This window comes from Micromonospora zingiberis (assembly GCF_004331455.1).
Taxonomy (GTDB): domain Bacteria; phylum Actinomycetota; class Actinomycetes; order Mycobacteriales; family Micromonosporaceae; genus Micromonospora; species Micromonospora zingiberis.
Map to the genome: position 1 here is coordinate 185,470 of NZ_SJJR01000001.1, position 17,922 is coordinate 203,391.

General features: G+C 72.8%; 15 protein-coding genes. 11 read left to right on the plus strand and 4 right to left on the minus strand.

The features are described from left to right. Window positions 1-89 precede the first annotated feature (89 nt). The 3 genes from E0H26_RS00865 to E0H26_RS00875 all read left to right on the plus strand — a co-directional run bounded on the left by E0H26_RS00865 (window position 90) and on the right by E0H26_RS00875 (window position 4,567). The gene (locus E0H26_RS00865) at window positions 90-2,786 is read left to right on the plus strand and encodes an ABC transporter permease (RefSeq protein WP_131299576.1); all 2,697 of its coding nucleotides are present in this window, start codon (window positions 90-92) and stop codon (window positions 2,784-2,786) included. 49 nt (window positions 2,787-2,835) lie between these two features. Further along, entirely contained in the window at window positions 2,836-3,804 is a 969-nt protein-coding gene (locus E0H26_RS00870; protein ID WP_131299579.1) for an ABC transporter ATP-binding protein, read from the plus strand. A 64-nt stretch (window positions 3,805-3,868) separates the two neighbouring features. Continuing rightward, on the plus strand, window positions 3,869-4,567 hold the full coding sequence (locus tag E0H26_RS00875; protein WP_131299582.1) for an ABC transporter ATP-binding protein: 699 nt from the start codon (window positions 3,869-3,871) through the stop codon (window positions 4,565-4,567). Here the strand turns inward: E0H26_RS00875 and E0H26_RS00880 are convergent, their stop codons facing one another. The 4 genes from E0H26_RS00880 to E0H26_RS00895 all read right to left on the minus strand — a co-directional run bounded on the left by E0H26_RS00880 (window position 4,568) and on the right by E0H26_RS00895 (window position 7,230). Next, the gene (locus E0H26_RS00880; RefSeq protein WP_131299584.1) at window positions 4,568-5,026 is read right to left on the minus strand and encodes an Rv0361 family membrane protein; all 459 of its coding nucleotides are present in this window, start codon (window positions 5,024-5,026) and stop codon (window positions 4,568-4,570) included. A gap of 76 nt (window positions 5,027-5,102) precedes the next feature. Continuing rightward, a complete protein-coding gene (locus E0H26_RS00885; protein ID WP_131299587.1) occupies window positions 5,103-6,101 on the minus strand; it encodes a tyrosine-type recombinase/integrase in 999 nt (332 codons plus the stop codon). Between the two features lie 108 nt (window positions 6,102-6,209). Next, on the minus strand, window positions 6,210-6,626 hold the full coding sequence (locus E0H26_RS00890; protein ID WP_131299590.1) for a DUF6069 family protein: 417 nt from the start codon (window positions 6,624-6,626) through the stop codon (window positions 6,210-6,212). Window positions 6,627-6,759: 133 nt separating this feature from the next. Next, window positions 6,760-7,230 carry a MarR family winged helix-turn-helix transcriptional regulator gene (locus tag E0H26_RS00895; RefSeq protein WP_131299593.1) on the minus strand — a complete coding sequence of 157 codons (471 nt, stop codon included), beginning with the start codon at window positions 7,228-7,230 and terminating at the stop codon, window positions 6,760-6,762. 85 nt (window positions 7,231-7,315) lie between these two features. Between E0H26_RS00895 and E0H26_RS00900 the strand changes: the two genes are divergently transcribed. The 8 genes from E0H26_RS00900 (at window position 7,316) to E0H26_RS00935 (ending at window position 17,922) form a co-directional block, all read left to right on the plus strand. After that, the gene (locus tag E0H26_RS00900; RefSeq protein WP_131299596.1) at window positions 7,316-8,863 is read left to right on the plus strand and encodes an ArnT family glycosyltransferase; all 1,548 of its coding nucleotides are present in this window, start codon (window positions 7,316-7,318) and stop codon (window positions 8,861-8,863) included. 55 nt (window positions 8,864-8,918) lie between these two features. After that, complete coding sequence (locus E0H26_RS00905) at window positions 8,919-9,701, plus strand: FkbM family methyltransferase (protein WP_131299599.1); 783 nt, start codon at window positions 8,919-8,921, stop codon at window positions 9,699-9,701. Window positions 9,702-9,785: 84 nt separating this feature from the next. After that, window positions 9,786-11,459 carry a trypsin-like peptidase domain-containing protein gene (locus E0H26_RS00910; protein WP_338106179.1) on the plus strand — a complete coding sequence of 558 codons (1,674 nt, stop codon included), beginning with the start codon at window positions 9,786-9,788 and terminating at the stop codon, window positions 11,457-11,459. Beyond that, window positions 11,456-13,675, plus strand: coding sequence for a serine/threonine-protein kinase (locus tag E0H26_RS00915; protein ID WP_131299604.1), 2,220 nt, complete (start codon window positions 11,456-11,458; stop codon window positions 13,673-13,675). The genes E0H26_RS00910 and E0H26_RS00915 overlap by 4 nt, the downstream gene beginning before the upstream one ends. A gap of 28 nt (window positions 13,676-13,703) precedes the next feature. Then, complete coding sequence (locus E0H26_RS00920) at window positions 13,704-15,146, plus strand: VWA domain-containing protein (RefSeq protein WP_131299607.1); 1,443 nt, start codon at window positions 13,704-13,706, stop codon at window positions 15,144-15,146. Beyond that, a complete protein-coding gene (locus E0H26_RS00925) occupies window positions 15,146-16,234 on the plus strand; it encodes a hypothetical protein (RefSeq protein WP_131299610.1) in 1,089 nt (362 codons plus the stop codon). The genes E0H26_RS00920 and E0H26_RS00925 overlap by 1 nt, the downstream gene beginning before the upstream one ends. Beyond that, window positions 16,231-17,559, plus strand: coding sequence for an ABC transporter substrate-binding protein (locus E0H26_RS00930; RefSeq protein WP_131299613.1), 1,329 nt, complete (start codon window positions 16,231-16,233; stop codon window positions 17,557-17,559). Before E0H26_RS00925 ends, E0H26_RS00930 begins: the two co-directional genes overlap by 4 nt. Before the next feature lie 15 nt (window positions 17,560-17,574). Next, on the plus strand, window positions 17,575-17,922 hold the full coding sequence (locus tag E0H26_RS00935) for a CU044_2847 family protein (protein ID WP_131299616.1): 348 nt from the start codon (window positions 17,575-17,577) through the stop codon (window positions 17,920-17,922).

The window sequence follows — 17,922 nt, forward strand, 5'->3', positions numbered from 1 at the left end:
GAGCCCCGCAGTCGTGAACGAAAGGCCAGCCCGGTGAGCGCGAGGAGTGAGCTTGCGAGCCCCGCAGCCGCGAACGAACGGGAGGACCGGTGAGCGTGCGACGGTTTCGGGCGTACGGCGCCCACCTGGGGCTGCTGGCGGTGTTGGGACTGGTGGCGGCGTTGCTGGTGACCGCCGCACCACGGCTGGCCAACGGGTACGGCGACCGGGGGTTGCGTGCGGACGTGCAGCGGCTGCCGCACCTGGTCCGCGACGTGTCGATAGCGGTCGAGCAGCGGCCCCACGACGTCACGGTGGCCGAGGCCGGTCAGGCCGCCCTCGACCAGCACGCCGAAGGGCTGCCGCAGCCGTTGCCCGCCCTGATCGACCGCCGGTGGTATGCCGCCGGGCTGCCCGAGGAGAAGTTGACCGCCACCGGTGACGACCCGCCGATGGACGGTGGCGCGACCAAGCTGTTCGGGTTGCGGGCACAGACCGGGGTGCCGGAGGCCGCCGTCGTCGTTGCCGGGCGGTGGCCGCGTACCCAGCCGGGTGGGCCGGCCGAGTTGGCGGTGTCGCAGCGGCTGTCCGAGACGCTGTCGCTGCGGCCCGGCACCCGGTTACGGCTGACCGGCCCCGGAGGGGTGGCGCAGGCGCAGGTCGTCGGGGTGTTCGATCCGGTCGACGCGGATGATCCGGTCTGGGACGACCTGAAGGTCGGCCTGGAACCGGTCGTTCCGATCGAGGACGGTGAGCCGTACGTCACCCGGGCGGTCACCGACTGGGCGGGACTGGATGGCGTCGCCATGGCCAGCGGTGTCCCGGCGGTGTACAGCTGGCGGTATCGGGTCGACGAGCACCGGCTGACCACCTCGACGTTGGCGGAGGTCACCGCGGCGGTGGCCGAGACGCGGCGCACCGAGTGGCTGCCGGGTTCGACGGTGCAGACGTCGCTGGACTTCGCGCTGGTCCGCTTCGCCGACCAGTTGAACGCGGTACGGGCGCTGCTGGCCGTGGTGCAGGCCGGGCTGATCGCCAGTCTCCTCGGGCTGATCCTGTTGGCCGCCCGGCTGGCGGTGCAACGCCGCCGCGACGAGTTGGCGTTGCTGCGGGCGCGGGGCGCGTCGCTGACCGCGATCGGTTGGCGGACCCTCGCCGAGGCGGCGCCGGTGCAGCCGGTGGCCGTGCTGGTCGGCGCGTTGATCGGTAGCCGGATGCCGGGGCGCACCGACGGTGGGCTGTGGCCGCTGGTGCTGCTCGCCCTGTTGACCACCGCCGTGGTGCCGGCGCTGGCGATGTTCTCCGCGCGGCGGGTCGGGACGGTCGCCCGCCGGGCGGATCTGATCCGGCAACGTCCGTCGGTGCGGCGGCTGACCCTGGAGGCCGGTGTGCTGGTGCTGGCCGTCGTCGGCGTACTGCTGCTGCGCCGTCGTGGTCTCGATGCGGCCGGTGGGGTCGACGCGTACCTCAGTGCGGTGCCGGTGCTGGTCGCGGTCGCCGCCGCACTGGTGGCGATCCGGTTGCTGCCGTGGCCGCTGGGGCTCGCCGGCCGGCTGGCCGGGCGCGCCCGGGGTGCGCTGCTGTTCCTCGGGGTGGCGCGGGCCGGGCGGGGGGATCCGGTGGCGTTGGGGCCGCTGGCCGTGCTGATCGTCGCGGTCAGTACGGGGGTGTTCGGTGGGGTGGTGACGACCACCGTGGCGGCCGCCCGGGATCGGGCCGCGACGCTGACCGTGCCGGGCGATGCCCTGCTGACCGGGTACGCCTTCACCCCCGACGCCGGTGCCGCGCTGGCCGAGGTGCCGGGGGTGGCGGCGGTGGCCCGGGTGTGGGTCGACTCGAACCGGCGGTTGCTGTCCGACGACGGGCCGCAGGCCCGGCTGCTCGGCCAGGCCCGGGTGCTGGTGGTGGACGGTCCCGCGTTCGCCGAGGTGGTGGCGCACAGCGGCGTCGACATCGACGTGCCGGCCGCGTTGCGGGCCGCCGAGCGGGGCGACGCCGCGGTGCCCGCGGTGGTTTCCCCGCAGGTGGCGGCGGATCTCGGTGACGCGGTGGTGGCGGCCGACGTGCAGGGCCGGCTCTACGGGTTCCGGGTCGCCGCGGTGGCCGATGACTTCCCCGGCGTCGGGTTGGGCGTGGAACGGTTCGTGGTGCTGCCGTGGCAGGCGCTACCCGAGTACGCGGACACCCCGATCATCCCGAACCAGTACCTGCTCGCCGGGGACGACATCGATCAGGCGCGGCTGCTGGGTGTCGCCGACGACGCCCAGCGGCAGCGACAGTCTGCGGTGCTCGGCGTGGCGGTGACCCGGCCGCAGTTGCCGGCGGCGGTGCAGACCTGGCGGGCGTACCGGGAGGGGTTGGACCGCACCGGCGCCAACGAGGTGCTGACCCTGGCGTTCACCGCCGGTGCGGCCGGTGGGACGGCGTTGGCCGTACTCGCGGTGGGGTTCGCGGTGGTCGCCGACGCCGGTGGTCGGGGCCGGATGCTGTCCCGGTTGCGCACGCTGGGTCTGTCCGCCGCCCACGGCCGCCGGCTGCTGGTGTACGAGTTGGTGCCACTGGTGGTGGTCGCGGCGCTGACCGGGGCGGTGGTCGGCGCGGTGCTGCCCCGGATTCTCGGCCCGACGCTCGGGCTGTCCGCGTTCGCGCCGGGGGTGCCGATCCGTGACCACCTCGATCCGCTGGTCGTGGGCGGGGTGCTGGCGCTGGTGGTACTGGGTCTGGCGGCCGGGCTGCTGGCGGAGAGCCTGGTGAACCGACGGATGCGCCTCGGTGAGGTGCTGCGTCTGGGAGAGGAGAACGGATGAGTGAGCTGGTGGTTCGACAGGGCCGCAGGTGGCGAAGTGGAGCATGCTCATGAGCCTGGTTCAGGACGTGCCCGACCTGGCGACGCTGCAACAGCGGGCGGCGGAGCGGGCGGCGGCCCGCGCCGGTGGGGCGGAGCGGCTGCGCGGGCACATCGTCTGCGATGGCCTGGTGCGGATCTTCACCACCGAGGGGGTGGAGGTCGTCGCGTTGCAGGGGCTGGACCTGGTGGTCGACCGGGGTGAGCTGGTGGCCATCGTGGGGGCGTCGGGTTCCGGCAAGTCCACGGTGCTGAACATCCTGTCCGGGCTGGACACCCCGACCGCGGGGATCGCCCGGGTGGCCGGCTACGACCTGCTGACGATGTCGGCGCGTAAGCGGTTGCGGTACCGGCGGCACACGGTCGGGTTCGTGTGGCAGCAGACCGGCCGTAACCTGCTGCCCTATCTGACCGCGCGGGAGAACGTCGAGCTGCCGATGCGGTTGGCCCGCCGGGGTGGCCGGGCGGGCCGGCGGCGGGCGATGGAACTGCTGGAGATGGTCGGCGTCGGGTACTGCGCGGATCGCCGGCCGGGACAGATGAGCGGTGGCGAGCAGCAGCGGTGTGCCGTCGCGGTGGCGGTGGCCAACGACCCGGAGGTGCTTTTCGCCGACGAACCGACCGGTGAGTTGGACGAGGCCACGGCCGCGGAGGTGTTCGGGGCGTTGCGCGCCATCAACGCCGAACTGGGCGTCACCGTCGTGGTGGTCACCCACGATCCGCAGGTCGCCTCGCAGGTGCGGCGGACCATCGCGATCCGGGACGGGCGGACCGCCTCGGAGGTGCACCGTCGGGCACGGATCGGTGCCGACGGTGTGGAGGAACTGGTCACCGAGGAGTACGCGGTGCTGGATCGGGCCGGACGGATGCAGTTGCCGGCTGGTTTCGTCGACGCGCTGGCGTTGCGGGACCGGGTGAAGCTGACCTTGGAGCCGGATCACGTGCAGGTCCGCTCCGGCGAGGAGAGTGGTGCGGCGTGAACGCGAACCATCGACGCGGTGCCGGGTGGGTGCCGGCCGGCGGCGTGCCAGGTGAGGTGGCGGCGTGAGCGAGGATCTGGTCCGGGTGCAGGGTCTGTGCCGCGACTATGGCAGCGGTGACCGGGTGGTCCACGCGCTGCGGGACGTGTCGCTGCGGGCCGGGCGGGGTGAACTGGTCGCGGTGCGGGGTCGTTCGGGGGCGGGCAAGACCACCCTGCTGAATTTGATCGGTGGCCTGGACCGGCCCACCGCAGGACGGGTGTGGGTGGCCGGTCACGAGGTGACCGCGGCCGGTGAGCGGGATCTGCTGCGGCTGCGGCGCGACGACATCGGGTTCGTGTTCCAGTCGTTCGGGCTGATCCCGATCCTGTCCGCGGCGGAGAACGTGGGGGTGCCGATGCGGCTGGCGAAGGTGCCGGCCGCGCAGCGCGAGGAGCGGGTGTCGGTGCTGCTGGAGATGGTCGGGCTGGGCGGTCATGCCGCGCAGCGGCCGTACGAGCTGTCCGGTGGCCAGCAGCAGCGGGTGGCGATCGCGCGGGCGCTGGCCAACGATCCGGCGCTGCTGATCGCCGACGAGCCCACCGGTCAGTTGGACTCGGAGACCGGCCGGGCGGTGATGGACCTGCTGCGGGCGGTGGTGCGCGCTCGCGGGATGACCGCGCTGGTGGCGACCCACGATCCGACCCTGGTGGAGTTGGCCGACCGGGTGCTGGTGCTGCGTGACGGGCGGCTCGTCGAGTCCACCGAGCCGGTCCCGGTGTGATCAGTACGGGTCGCCGCAGACCCGCCAGCCGCCGTCCTCCCGCACCACCGACAGGTCACGTTGTTCGCTGCTGCCGCTGTCGCGGGTCAGCCGTACGGTGACGGTGCCGTACGGCCGGCCGGCGCGGGTGGCCACCGACACGTCCAGGATCTCGTAGTCGCGCACCACCGGTGGGGTGCGTACCCAGCTGGTGAAGCCGAGTTCGCTCCACCGGCCCCGGGCGTCGGTGCAGAGGTGCTCGTACGCGCCGTCGGTGTCGCCGGCGGTGACCTGCCGGAGGAATCCCTCGGCGGTTTCCCGGACCGGGCCGGCGGCCTGCGTGACCACCTGTATGTTCCAGGCGCCCAGCCCGGCGACGCCGACACAGCACAGGGCGACCCCGATCCCGGCGAAGGCGAGGCCAGCCCGCAGCGGGTGGCGTTGCCGGGCCGGTCTGCTCCACGGCTGCGCAGCGCCCACATCATCAGACGGTAGAGAATCAGCCGGCACGGCGGGCGGAAAGCCGCCGTCGACGATGGTGCGGTGCCGCCGGTGGTCAGCTGCGGCGGCGGGCGCGGGCGGCCCAGATGGCGTACGCCGGGTCGCGGTCGAGGTTGTGCCGGTCCCGGTCGTAGCGGCGGGTGGTGCGTGGGTCGGCGTGACCCATCGCGTCCTGCACGTCCTCCAGTGGTACTCCCTCGGCGCGGGCGGTGGTGGCGAAGGCGTGGCGCAGCGAGTGTGGCGACAGGTGCGCCCACGCCGCTATCTGGGCGCTGCGGGCGAGCCGGCGGACCAGTCGGAACACCGAGTGCCGGTCCAGGCGTGCGCCGCTGGCGGTGACCAGCAGTGGGCCGGCGAGCCGGTGCACGTCCACGCCCTGGGTGGCGGCCCGCTCGACCAGGTACGTGTCGACGGCGTGTGCGGTGGAGGGGGTCAGGGCGCGGCGGCGGGCCTTGCCGCCCTTGCCGGTGAAGCGGACGCTGCGGTGTCCCCGCTCCGCGCCGAGGTCGGTGATGTCCAGCGCGACCAGTTCCCCGACCCGTAGCCCGAGGTCGGCGAGCAGGGCGATGGCGGCCCGGTTGCGGGCGGCGGTCGGCCCGGTGTCGGCTTCGGCGGCGGCGAGCAGCGCGTCGACCTCGTCGGGGCTCAGGCCCACGGTGGCGGAGTGGTCGCGGTCGACCCGGGGCCGGTCGGCGTCGGCGACCGGGTTGGTGTCGACCGCCCGCAGCTTGACCAGGAAGTCGTACCAGCTGGACAGGGCGGACAGTCGGCGGGCCACGGTCGCCGGGGTCAGCGGGCGACCGGTGCGCGCGACCAGGGTGGCTTCCAACGTTCGCGCGTACTCGTTGACGTGCAGGAAGTTCACCCGTAGGGGGTCGAGGTGGCGGTTGGTGCACCAGGCCAGCCAGTGGGCGACGTCGCGTCGGTAGGCGTCGCGGGTGTGTTCGCTGAGTCGCCGGTTGCGCAGCCACGCCTCGGTGACGGCGATCGGACCACCGGGCAGGGCGGGGTGGTCCGGTGGGCGGAACAGTACCGGGGTGTCGTGCGCGGGCATGTGAAAAAGGTTCTCAGCCGTCGGGCTGGTTCACGATCAGGCGCGCCGGCACGCATGATCAAACCGTCCCCGAGACCGGTGGTGGCGCGCCACCACCGGTCTCGGTGCTCAGTGGTCCCGCTTCGGCAGCAGGGCGATCAACGCGCCCGGCACCGCCAGGTGCATCACGCCCAGGGCGATCTTGGCTCCGGCGGTGGCGTCGACCTGGAGCAGGGGCGCGAAGGACAGCAGGGTCACCGCCAGCGCGAGGCTGAACCAGATGGCGGTGGCGCGGCGGCCGGCGATCCGCTCCAGGACGGCCAACGCCGCCCAGCCCAGCAGCGCCGAGCCGAGGGAGACCACGAGGACCGCGCCCAGGTTGATCACGGTCACCGGCTGGTCCGGGGCGCGTACCGCGTAGTCGACGCCGCCCAGCGCGCCGACGAGCCAGATGACGGCGCAGGCGGCGACGGCGGCGATCACGCCGAGCGCGCGACGACGTACGGGCGAGACGGTGCGGACGGCTTCCACGACGGTGCCGGTCATGGCCACTCCTCGATCGGGGAGAACAATAACGCGACCGTACCAGATAGTCCCGATCAAGACTATCTGCGACTGGACAATAAGGGGCGGCCCGGGTGCGGTGGTACCGCCCCAGGCCGCCCGTCGGTAGCGCCGGCTAACAGACCGAGCCGGCCGTCCCACACGCGCCGGCACCGGAGAGCCGCTCGCCGACCAGCCGCTGGACCGCGCGGAGAAACACCTCACGCTCCGCCTCGGGCAGCGCGGCGAGCACGTCCTGTTCGAGCCGCGCGGCGATCTCCTGGGCCTGGTCGAGGATCCGCTCCCCCGGCGGGGTCACCTCCACCAGCCGGGCCCGCCGGTCGGTCGGCGACGGAACCCGCCGGACCAGGCCAGCCGCCTCCAGCTGATCGAGGGTCACCACCATGGTGGTCTTGTCCACCCCGCACAGCTCACCGATCTGCCGCTGGGTCAGACCACCGACCCGGGCCCGCGCCAGCACACAGTGCGCCCGGGGAGAGATGCCAAGCTCGGCCAGGCCCGCGGCGTGCTCCGCGCGCAGGGCGTGACTGGCCCAACTGAGCAGGAACATCAGATCCGACGGGCGACCTGGCGACGGGGAGGTCATCCTCTGAGGTTAACAAGATGTTCCGGGTCGGGATCGTTGCCCGGTCACGGACTCGGGGCACCGCCGCGGGCCGATCTGGCGGACAATGGGCGTCGTGACAACGCCGACGGCACCCCCGGTCAGCGTGGACGCCACCCGACCGGCACCATCCGCACCCGGACCACGGGCCACCGGCCCGTGGCTGATCGCCGCGACGGTCACGGCGCTGCTGCTGACGCTGGCGCCACGCTACGGCTACCACCGCGACGAACTGTACTTCCTGCTCGCCGGGCGCCACCTCGACTGGGGTTACGTGGACCAGGGACCACTGGTGCCCGCCCTGGCCCGGCTGGTCGACACGGTCGCACCGGACAGTCTGCTCGCCCTGCGTACACCGTCGGCACTGCTGGCCGCCGGCGCGGTGCTGCTGGTCGCGGCGCTCGCCCGGCAGTTCGGCGCCGGCCGGGGCGCGCAGACGCTCGCCGCTCTGCTCGGCGGCGCGTCCGGAATCGTGCTGGCCAGCGGCCACCTGCTCAGCACCACCACCGTCGACCTGGTGATCTGGCTCGCCGCCGCGCTGGGCACGGTACGACTGCTGCGCAGCGGCGACAGCCGGTGGGCGCTGGCCGTCGGTGCGGTACTCGGCGTCGGCATGCTCAACAAGCTGCTGCCCGCGTTGCTTGCCGTGGGCCTGCTCGTCGGGTTGGCGATCGCCGGGCCACGCCGGCTGCTGCGCGACCGGAACGTGCTGTTGGCCGCCGGGCTCTTCGTGCTGCTCGCGGCCCCGACCCTGGCCTGGCAGGCGGTCAACGGGTTTCCCCAGCTCGGGGTCGCCGCCACCATCTCCGGTGGCGACAGCTCCTACAGCGGCCGGCTCGACGCCCTGTTCCTCCAGTTCGTGATCATCAGTCCGTTCGTTGTACCGATCTGGGTGGCTGGTCTGATCGTGCTGCTGCGCCACCCGACGTGGCGCGGCTACCGGCCGCTGGGCTGGGCGTGGCTGGTCGTCACCGGTGTCGTGCTGCTCGCCGGCGGCAAGGGCTACTACCCCGCCCCGCTGCTGCTGGTGTTGACCGCCGCCGGCGCGGTCGTCGCCGCCGGTTGGGCCACGCGCGGCCGGACCCGGGCGCGGCGCGCGTTGTTGGCGGCCGTCGTGGCACTCACCGCCGTCAGCAACATGGTGCTGCTGCTGCCGACCTTGCCGGCCGACCGGCTGCCCGGCTTCGTGGTGGCGGTCAACTACGACGCGGGCGAAACCATCGGCTGGCCGGCGTTCACCGATTCGCTCGCCGTCGTGCACCGGCAACTGCCCGCCGACGAGCAGAACCGGGCGGTGATCCTCACCGGCAACTACGGCGAGGCCGGCGCGGTCGCCCGCTACGGCCCGCAGCGCGGCCTGCCCGCCGCCTACTCGGGCCACAACAGCATGGCCGACTTCGGACGGCCACCGGCCGGCGCCGACGTGGTGATCGCCGTCGGCTGGCAGCGCCCCGACCAGTTGCGGACGTGGTTCACCGACGTGACCCTGGCCGGCCGGGTGGATCAGCGGGTGTCGGTGGACAACGACGAGAACGGCGGGCCGATCTGGCTGTGCCGTGGGCTGCGTCGTCCGTGGGCCGAGATCTGGGCGACCGAGGTACGCCACACCGGGTGACCGCCGCCCACACGTACGGCCATGACCGGCCGCGTCGGCGGGCTAAGGTGCTGCGATGGGCACCCAATCCGCTGTGGTCGAGGCACTCAAGGCCGACCCGGCCACCGCCTCGCTGCGCCGCTCCCTTGAGGTCTACTACGGCGACCCGGAGCGTGACGCGGCGATGGACGCCTTCTACGCGCGCTTCGTCCGCCCCGGCGACCTGGTCTTCGACATCGGCTCGCACGTGGGTGACCACATCGGCAGCTTCCGCCGGCTCGGTGCCCGGGTGGTCGCCGTGGAGCCACAACCGTCGTGCCTGCGGGTGTTGCGTGCCCTCTACGCCGACGACGACCAGGTCACGCTCGTCGAAGCGGCCTGCGGGGCGCAGCCGGGGCGGGTCAGTTTCCTGGTCAACTCCGCCAACCCGACCGTCTCCACCGCCTCCCCCGACTTCGTCGCCGCCGCCGCGGGTGCCGGCGGCTGGGAGGGGCAGGTGTGGGACGGCCAGATCGAAGTTCCGGTCACCACCGTCGACACGCTGATCGCCGAACACGGCACACCGACCTTCGCCAAGATCGACGTGGAGGGGTTCGAGGACGCCGTGCTCGCCGGCCTGACCCGGCCGCTGCCGGCGTTGTCGTTCGAGTTCACCACCATCGGACGGTCGGTGGCGCTGCGTTGCCTGGACCGGTTGGCGGCACTCGGTTTCGGCGGCTTCGACGTGGCCCTTGGTGACGAGAAGACACTGACCCTCGGTGGCTGGGTCTCCGCCGCCGAGATGGCCATGCACCTGCTCACGCTGCCGCACGAGGCCAACTCCGGCGACGTCTACTGCGTCCCGCCCGCGATGCGGTAGACGTCGCCGGAGTCCACTCGGCGGGCGACCCGGACCCCCGAACGGGGGCCACGGAATTGGCACAGATCGATTACGCTCAGCAAAGTGCAGGTCGACTCTGGCAACGCGCCGTGGCCGGTCCGAATCCGTGGCCCGCACCGGAGGGTTCTCGGCGCCGGCATGGCATTGGACGAGCGTCATGTGCTGACCTGCGCCCATGTCGTCGGCGCGGCCGGTGAACCCGACCCACACGACGGCCTGCCCGCCTGGCCGGTCGACGTCGACCTCGTCGGTCAACCGGGCGTCCCGACGGTGTCCGCCCGTGTCGTGCCCGGCTGTTGGGCCCCGCCGACCAGCGACGGGCGCGGCGACGTGGCGCTGCTCGAGTTGGTGACGCCGTTGCCGCACGGTCCGTTCGCGCCGCTGCGCCGCGTGCGCCCCTCGGGCCGACGGGTCGTCGTGTGCGGCTACCCCGACACACTGGAACACGGCGTGTACGTCAGGGCGCGGCTCGCCGGACGGTCCGGGGCGGGACGGGAACGGGTCCAGATGGACTCCTCGACCACCGGTCCCCAGATCATCCAGGGCTTCAGCGGCGCGGCGGTGACCGACGAGTCGACCGGGCACGTCGTCGGAATGGTGGTCAGCACGTACGGAAACAGCGACGGCGGTCAGGACGCGGTCGCCGGTCACGCCCCGGCCAGCGGGCTTTCCTGGATGATTCCGGTCGAGACGATCCTGCACTACCTTCCCCGGGTGGGCGACTGGGTGTCCGGCCGACCCTCGGTCGACCTCGACTTCCGGTTACCCGACCAGACCCCGGTGGACGCGCCCAGCGCCCGCCGGATCGCGGACTTCTTCGGCCACCGGCTACCCGCCAACGTGCTGGTCATCGTGACCGTCCATCCGGAATCCGGCACCGCCGCGGCGGTCCGCCGGGCCGCCGTCTTCTCCAGCCGGGAGTTCCGCCCGCCCAGCGGCCGCGACGCCGACCCGGACGGTGAACTCGCCGTCCCGCCGGTCGGCAGCATCGACCTGGCCGTGGAGGCGGCGGGTCGCCGCACCGGCGACGTGTCCCAGCAGATCGCCGACTGGATCGGCGCGACCGATGGGCCGGCCGGCGATGCCGGCCACGCGACACCGCCACAAGCCCTGATCATCAACAACATCGACGAGGCGGACGAGCCGGAGAAGCTGCTCTCCACAGTGGTGCTGCCGCTGGTGGACCAGGCACCCGCGCGGGACCTCCGGATGCTGTTGACCTTCCGCAGCGAGTCGGTGCCGCTGCGCATCACCCTGCTCGCCCGTCGCGTGGAGAGCCTGCGCGACGTCGAGGAGACAGCCCGCCGCAGCTACCAGGACGTCGCCGCGCGGGTGGCCGACCCGCCGCAGGTGCCGTCCCGGGCGACCCCGCTGCGGATGCGGCTCACCGCGCTGCGGGCCGCCGCCGCGCACGACCGCGACTCCCTGGCCGCCGGGCTGGCGTCCACCGAGCGAGCGACCGACCGGGCGCTACGCGAGGCCGAGGCGGTCCGGCAGCGCCTCGTGGCGTTACAGGAGAGCTGGTCGGAGTTGCGGGGGCGGCTGGACGGCTTCCTCGCCATGGCGGTACGCCACCGGCTGGCCGAGGACCCGGTGCTGAGTCCGATCTACCGCAGCGCGTACGAACTGCTCTTCGACGGCCCGTGCGAACTGGCGGCGGCCGAGGCGGCGGTACGCCGGTTCAGCGACGCGGTCCTGACCCGGATCGAGGACCAACGACGAGGGGGTGTCGGTTGAGCTGCACCCGGACTGTCGGCTGCCCCGGTAGCGTCGACGAAACCGGCTACTGCGACCGCTGCGGCCTGTCCCCCGTTCCTCCGCCGGTCGCCGCCGACCAGCCGGACCGGTCGCAGGTGTCCCGGTCCGCCGCCCGGGACAGCTGGACGGTGGCCAGTCTCGTCTCGCTGCCGGTGCTGACCTTCGCCCCGGACCAGGCGGTCACCCAGTCGTTGCGGGTGCCGGAGGAGGCGCGGTTCTGCGCCAAAGGTCACCCGGTCGGCCGCGGCCGGGCCGGCCGACCCGGCCTGGACGAGGGATTCTGCCCCCGCTGCCGTACCCCGTTCAGTTTCCTGCCCGGCCTGCGTCCCGGTGTCGTCGTCGCCGACCGTTACCAGGTGGTCCGCTGTCTCGCCCGGGGCGGCCAGGGCTGGATCTACCTGGCCAAGGACACCCATCAGGACCACATCGAGGTCGCGTTGAAGGGTGTGCTGCACGCCAACGACGAGAAGGCGCTGGCCGCGGCGGTCCAGGAACGACAGTTCCTCAACTCGCTGGACCACCCCAACATCGTGCGCAGCATCGACTTCGCCCTCCACGACGACCCGGTCGCCGGTCCGACCGGCTACATCGTCATGGACTATCTCGACGGCATGTCGCTGCGCCGGCTGCTGAGCGCCGCGAAGGATCCCCGGCAGCCGGACGTCACGCTGCCGCTGGACCACATCCTCGCCTACGGTCACGAGATCCTCGCCGCGCTGGACTACCTGCACCGGCGTGGGCTCCTCTACACCGACATGAAGCCGGACAACGTGATGCGCACCGCAGACCGGGTCAAGGTGATCGACCTGGGCGGGGTACGCCGCGAGGACGGCGGCTGCGCAGGGCTCGTCGGCTCCCCCGACTTCCTGGTCAGCATGGAGGAACTCCAGACCCGGGGGGCGACCGCCCGGTCCGACCTGTTCGCCCTCGGTCGGACGCTGGCCGAGTTGTTCGCGTACCACACACCCGGCCCGGGCACGCCCGGCGCGGCTCGGGACGCCCTGGGCGTCGAGTCGTTCCGCCGGCTCGTCGCCCGCGCCACGCACCCCGACTGGAATCGTCGGTTCGCCACCGCCAGCGAGATGTCCGAGCAACTCCTCGGGGTGCTGCGGGAGATCGTGGCGGGCGGCCGGGACCAGCGGCAGCCCGAGCCGGTATCGCTCTTCCAGCCCTCCGCCCGACTACTCGACACGGGTCTCGGGCTGGTCCCGCCGCTGCACACCTGGACCGCTGAGCAGGACCACCCGGTACTGCCCGATGGTTGCCCCACCGCCCGCGCGGTCGCGCTCGGCCTGCCGGTACCGCGACCCGACCCGGACGATCCGGCCGCCGGTGAACTCGCCACGATCGACGCACCCGACGCCCAGAGCCTGCTCAACAAGCTCGCCACCGTGCGGCAGGCGTCGGTGGAGGTGGAACTCGGTCGGTGCCGGGCCCATCTCGAACTGGCCGATCCCCGCTCGGCCGTCGACGCCCTGACCGCCGCCACGGCGCTGCTCGGCGTACGGGCCGCCGCGGACTGGCGACTCACCTGGCACCGGGCGTTGCTCGCGCTCGCCGGTGACCGGATCGACGAGGCCGCCCGCGAGTTCGACGCCGTGTACGCCGACATCCCGGGTGAGATCGCCCCCAAGCTCGCGTTGGGCTACTGCGCCGAGCGCGACGGTGACGGCGTACGGGCCACCCGCTACTACGCCGCGGTGTGGCGGCGGGACCCGTTCCAGGCCAGCGCCGCGTTCGGGCTGGCCCGGCTCCGGCTGGCCGCGACCGACCGGGCCGGGGCCGTGGCCATCCTCGACGAGGTTCCGGCGCTGTCCCGGCATCACGACGCCGCCCGGATCGCCGCGGTCCGGGTCCTGTCGTCCCGGCTCGCCAGCGGGCTGCCCGGTGCGGGCGAGCTGAACCAGGCGGTCCGTCGGCTGGCCCTGCTGCACCTCGACGGTGGCGAGCGGCACGGCGAGTCCCGCGACCGGCTGACGGCAGCTATCCGCGAGGTGGCCCTCGATCTGATCCGGTCCGGCAACGCCAGCGGCCTGGTCCGCGGACCGGCGCTCGGTGTACCGCCGACCGAGCGTGGCGTCCGTGAACTGCTGGACAGGTCATACCGGGCGCTCGCCCAGCAGGCAGACCAGCCCGAGGACCACCACGTACTGATCGACCGGGCGAACGCGGTGCGACCCCGGACCCGATGGTGAGCGACCGATCTAGCGGGGAGCGTGACACGTGGACACCGGCTTGGAGTTCAGCCTGGAGGTCAACCAGAACAGGTACCTGCCGGTGGGCGGCACCGAGATGCACGCCATCGTCTCCATCACCGGCCGACGGCAGACCGACGGGGACGACAGGTCACCCCAGGCGGAGCCGTCCCGACTGGCCGAGGTGCTCGTGATCGACTGTTCCGGGTCGATGGCCGATCCACCGACCAAGATCGCGGCGGCGCGCCGGGCCACCGCCGCCGCCATCGACGCGCTGCCCGACGGGGTCCGGTTCGCCGTGGTGGAAGGAACGGAACGGGCCCGGGTGATCTATCCGGCGGAGCCCGGGCTGGCGGCCGCGTCGGCGGAAAACCGCACGCGGGCCAAGGCGATGGTCGCCCGGCTCAGCGCCGGCGGCGGAACGGCGATGGGCAGTTGGCTGGCCGCCGCGCGGGACCTGCTGCCGACCCAGCCGTCGGCGCTCTGCCACGTCCTGCTGCTCACCGACGGCATCAACCAGCACGAGGGCCCGGAGGACCTGGACCGGGTCCTGCGTACCTGCGTCGGCCGGTTCGTCTGCGACACCCGGGGCGTCGGTGACGGCTGGCGTCCCCGCGACCTGACCCGGATCGCCACCGTGCTGAGCGGCACCGCCGAGGCGGTACGTCAGCCAGCCGAGTTGGAGGCGGGCTTCCGCGAGACGATCCACGGCGCCCTGGCCAAGTTGCAACCCGACGTACGGATCCGGGTGCGGACTCTGCCGTTCGCCCGGGTGGGCCTGCTCAAGCAGGCCAGACCCACCCTCGCCGACCTCACCGAGTACGCGGACGAGGTCGACGAGCGGACGGTGGAGTTCACCACCGGGTCGTGGGGGGCGGAACGCCGCGACTTCCACCTCCGCCTCGACGTCACCGCGCCGGACAGCGTCCAGGACGAGGATCGACTGGCCGCCCGAGTCGATCTGGTGGTGGCGGGGCAGGTGACCGCCGACACCGCCGCCGTGCTGGTGAACTGGACCGACGACCTGGTCAAGTCCGCTCGCCTCGACGTCGAGGTCTCCCAGGTGCTGGGGCAGGAGGAGGTCCGCCGGGCCATCAACGCCGGCTGCGACGCGTACGACCAGGGCGACCGGATCGAAGCCCACGCCCAGTGGGCCCGGGCGGTCGAGCTGGCCACCGCCGCGCAGGACGAGTCGGCGCTGGTGCAACTGCGGCACCTGGTGGACATCGAGCCCACTGGCGTGGTGCGGCTGAAACCGAACCTCAGCCGGATCGATGTGAACGTCAGCTCCGTCATGTCGAGCCAGACCCTGCACCCCGACCGCCCGACCCCACCCGCGCAGCAGGGACCGACGGAAGTGGACCGGCTCTGCGGCGCCTGTGGCGCCTCGTCGCCGGGCGACGCCGGATACTGCGAGCGGTGCGGCGCCGAACTGGATGCCGCCGGCACCAGCGGACGGGCGGGTACGTGATGGCGGCCAGCCCGCGCCGCGTCAGCACCACCCGCCGTACCCTGTTGCGCCTGCGCTCGGCCCTGCTCGTCGCCACGGCCCTGGCCCTGGCGGGCTGCCTGACCGTCTTCCTCGGCGTGGCGCGCACGGCCGACGCGGCCGCCACCCGGTCCGTGCCGGCGATTCTCGCCGTCCACGACGCGCAGCACGCGCTGCGCAGCGCGCACGCCGCGGCGGTACGCAACCTCGCCGACGGCGCGACGGTGCTGGGCGGGCCGGGGGTGGAGTACCAGCGCCAGATCGCCGGTGCCGGCCAGTACCTGACGCTGGTGGCCGAGAACAACGCGGCCGGCGACGACGGCACCCGCGACATCCAGACGGTCGAGGCGCTGCTGGTCACCTACACCGGCCTGATCGGGCAGGCCGATGCGCGGTACCGGGACGCGAGCCTGCGGGCGCTCGGTGCCGCCGCGCTGCGCGACGCGACGAGCCTGTTGGACGACATCCTCGTCCTGCTCGACGCGCTGCGGCAGAAGCAGCTGGACGTGCTGAAGGAGCAGGTGGACGCGGGCTGGACGAAACCGGTCACCCCGATCGCCTGGCTGCTGCCGTTGGTCGCCCTCGGCACGCTGCTGGTGCTGGCACAGGTGTACCTGTTGCGTCGGTTCCGGCGGGTGGTGAACGTCCCGCTCCTGCTGGCGACGCTGGCCATGGTGGCGATGGTGGTGTTGACCTCGCTGAGCCTGCAGGCGGCCACGCACCTGGATCGGGTCGGGCAGCACGTCGAGTCCGTCCAGCAGATCCGACAACAACAGCTGCACCAGGTGCGTGCCGAGGCCGCCGCGCGGCTCGCGGTCGAAGTGGGCGACGAGTGCCCGCGCGGGTGCGAAACCCTGATCGCGGCGCTCGACGGCGAAGCCCGTCCCGCAGCGGAGTCGACACCGCAGCGGTCGCCGAACCTGGAGGCGGACACGATGGCCCACGCTGACCGGGCGGCCGACAGCCGCCTGGTGGAGTTCGTCCTGCCGGTGCTGGCCCTCGGCATCGCGGTGCTGGTGCTCGCGGGATTACAGCCCCGCCTGGCCGAGTACGGACACCGGACGCCATGACCCACCGCAGAATCGCACTGGCCATGCTCACGCTGATGCTGGCCGGCACCGGCCTGATCGGATGTTCCGCCGCCGAGCCGGCCGGGCAGGTCACCGTCCTCGGCTCCTGGACCGGCGAGGAGGAGGTCATCTTCCGCGCGGTGCTCGACGGATTCGAGGCAGAGACCGGCATCCGCGCCGACTACCAGGGCCACCGGGACGTCAGTCAGGTGCTCCAGGCCGGCATCGAACGGCAACGCCCACCCGACGTGGCGATCGTGCCCCGCCTCAACGACCTGCAACGGTACGTCAACCAGGACGCGCTGCGACCGCTGGACGGCATCGCCCAACTGACCGACGACGCGGGTGCCGCCGCGCAGTTGATCCGCCTCGGCAGCGGGGCGGGCCCGAAACACGTCTACGCGGTCGCCATCGCCACGCACCTCAAGAGCGTGTTCTGGTATCCACCCGGCCGGCTCGCCGACGTCGGCGAGCCGCCCCCGAAGACCTGGCCGGAACTGCTCGCCCTGACCCGGGGCATCGAGGCCAGAAACGGAGTGCCGTGGTGTCTGGGGATGAGTTCTCCACCGGTCTCCGGCTGGCCGGGCACGGACTGGATCGAGGACATCCTGCTGCACCAGTCCGGGCAGCGGACCTACGAGCAGTGGACCCGAGGCGAGCTGGACTGGACCTCGAAACAGGTCCGCGACGCCTGGCACACCTGGGGTGAGTTGCTGGGGACGTCCGCGACGTCGCGGGCCACGGCGCGGGCCGCGCTCTTCTCCACCTGGACGGAGGCGGGGTCAGGTCTGTTCCGCCAGGAGTCTGGTTGCTACCTGGACCATCAGGGCTCCTTCACCGTCCGGCACTACCTGTCCCTGCCGGAGGTCACCCCGGGAGCATTCGACTTCTTTGCCACGCCACCGATCGGCCAGGCGGACACCGCTTCGCTACAGGAGGTGTCCGACGACGTTGCGGCGATGTTCCGGGACACCGCGCCGGCGCGGACGCTGATGGCCTATCTGGCCTCGGAGGAGGCGCAGCGGATCTGGCACGAGTCCAGCGGTGGCCTGTACTTCAACCGACGTGGACCGGTCGGTACCGACGCCGATCCGATCATCGCCAAGATGACCGCCCGCCTCGGCACCGGAACGCTGTGCCGGGACGGGTCGGACCTGATGCCGGCGGCGATGGCCGCCGCCTTCGAACGGGCGGTGCTGGTCTATCTCGAACAGCCCGACCGGATCGACGCGCTGCTGACCGAACTCGACGCGGTCAGCCGGGCGGTGCCGCGCGACGAGTGGATGGACCTGGGCTGCGATCCGGCCGCCCCCTCGACCGAGTGACAAGGGACGTGAACGATGACCGAACTACGCAGGTTCCCCCTCGACGGTGGCGGCTCGGTGGTGGTGGAGGTCGACGGCAGGCCGGGCGTGACGCCGGCCGCCAACGCCGGCAAGACCGTCCGCGAGGCGCAGGTGACGTTCGACCGGGCGCTGGCGGAGGTACGCGACGCCGCCTCCGCCGCACTCGCCCAGTTCCAGTCGATGCCGCACCGGCCGGACGAGGTCGAGATCAAGTTCGGGGTGCAGTTGACCGCGGAGGCGAACGCCGTGATCGCCCGGACCGGGGTGCAGGGCCAGTTCGAGGTCACCGTGCGCTGGCAGCGGTCAGCGGGCGGCGGCACCCACCCCCGAGCCGTACCCTGA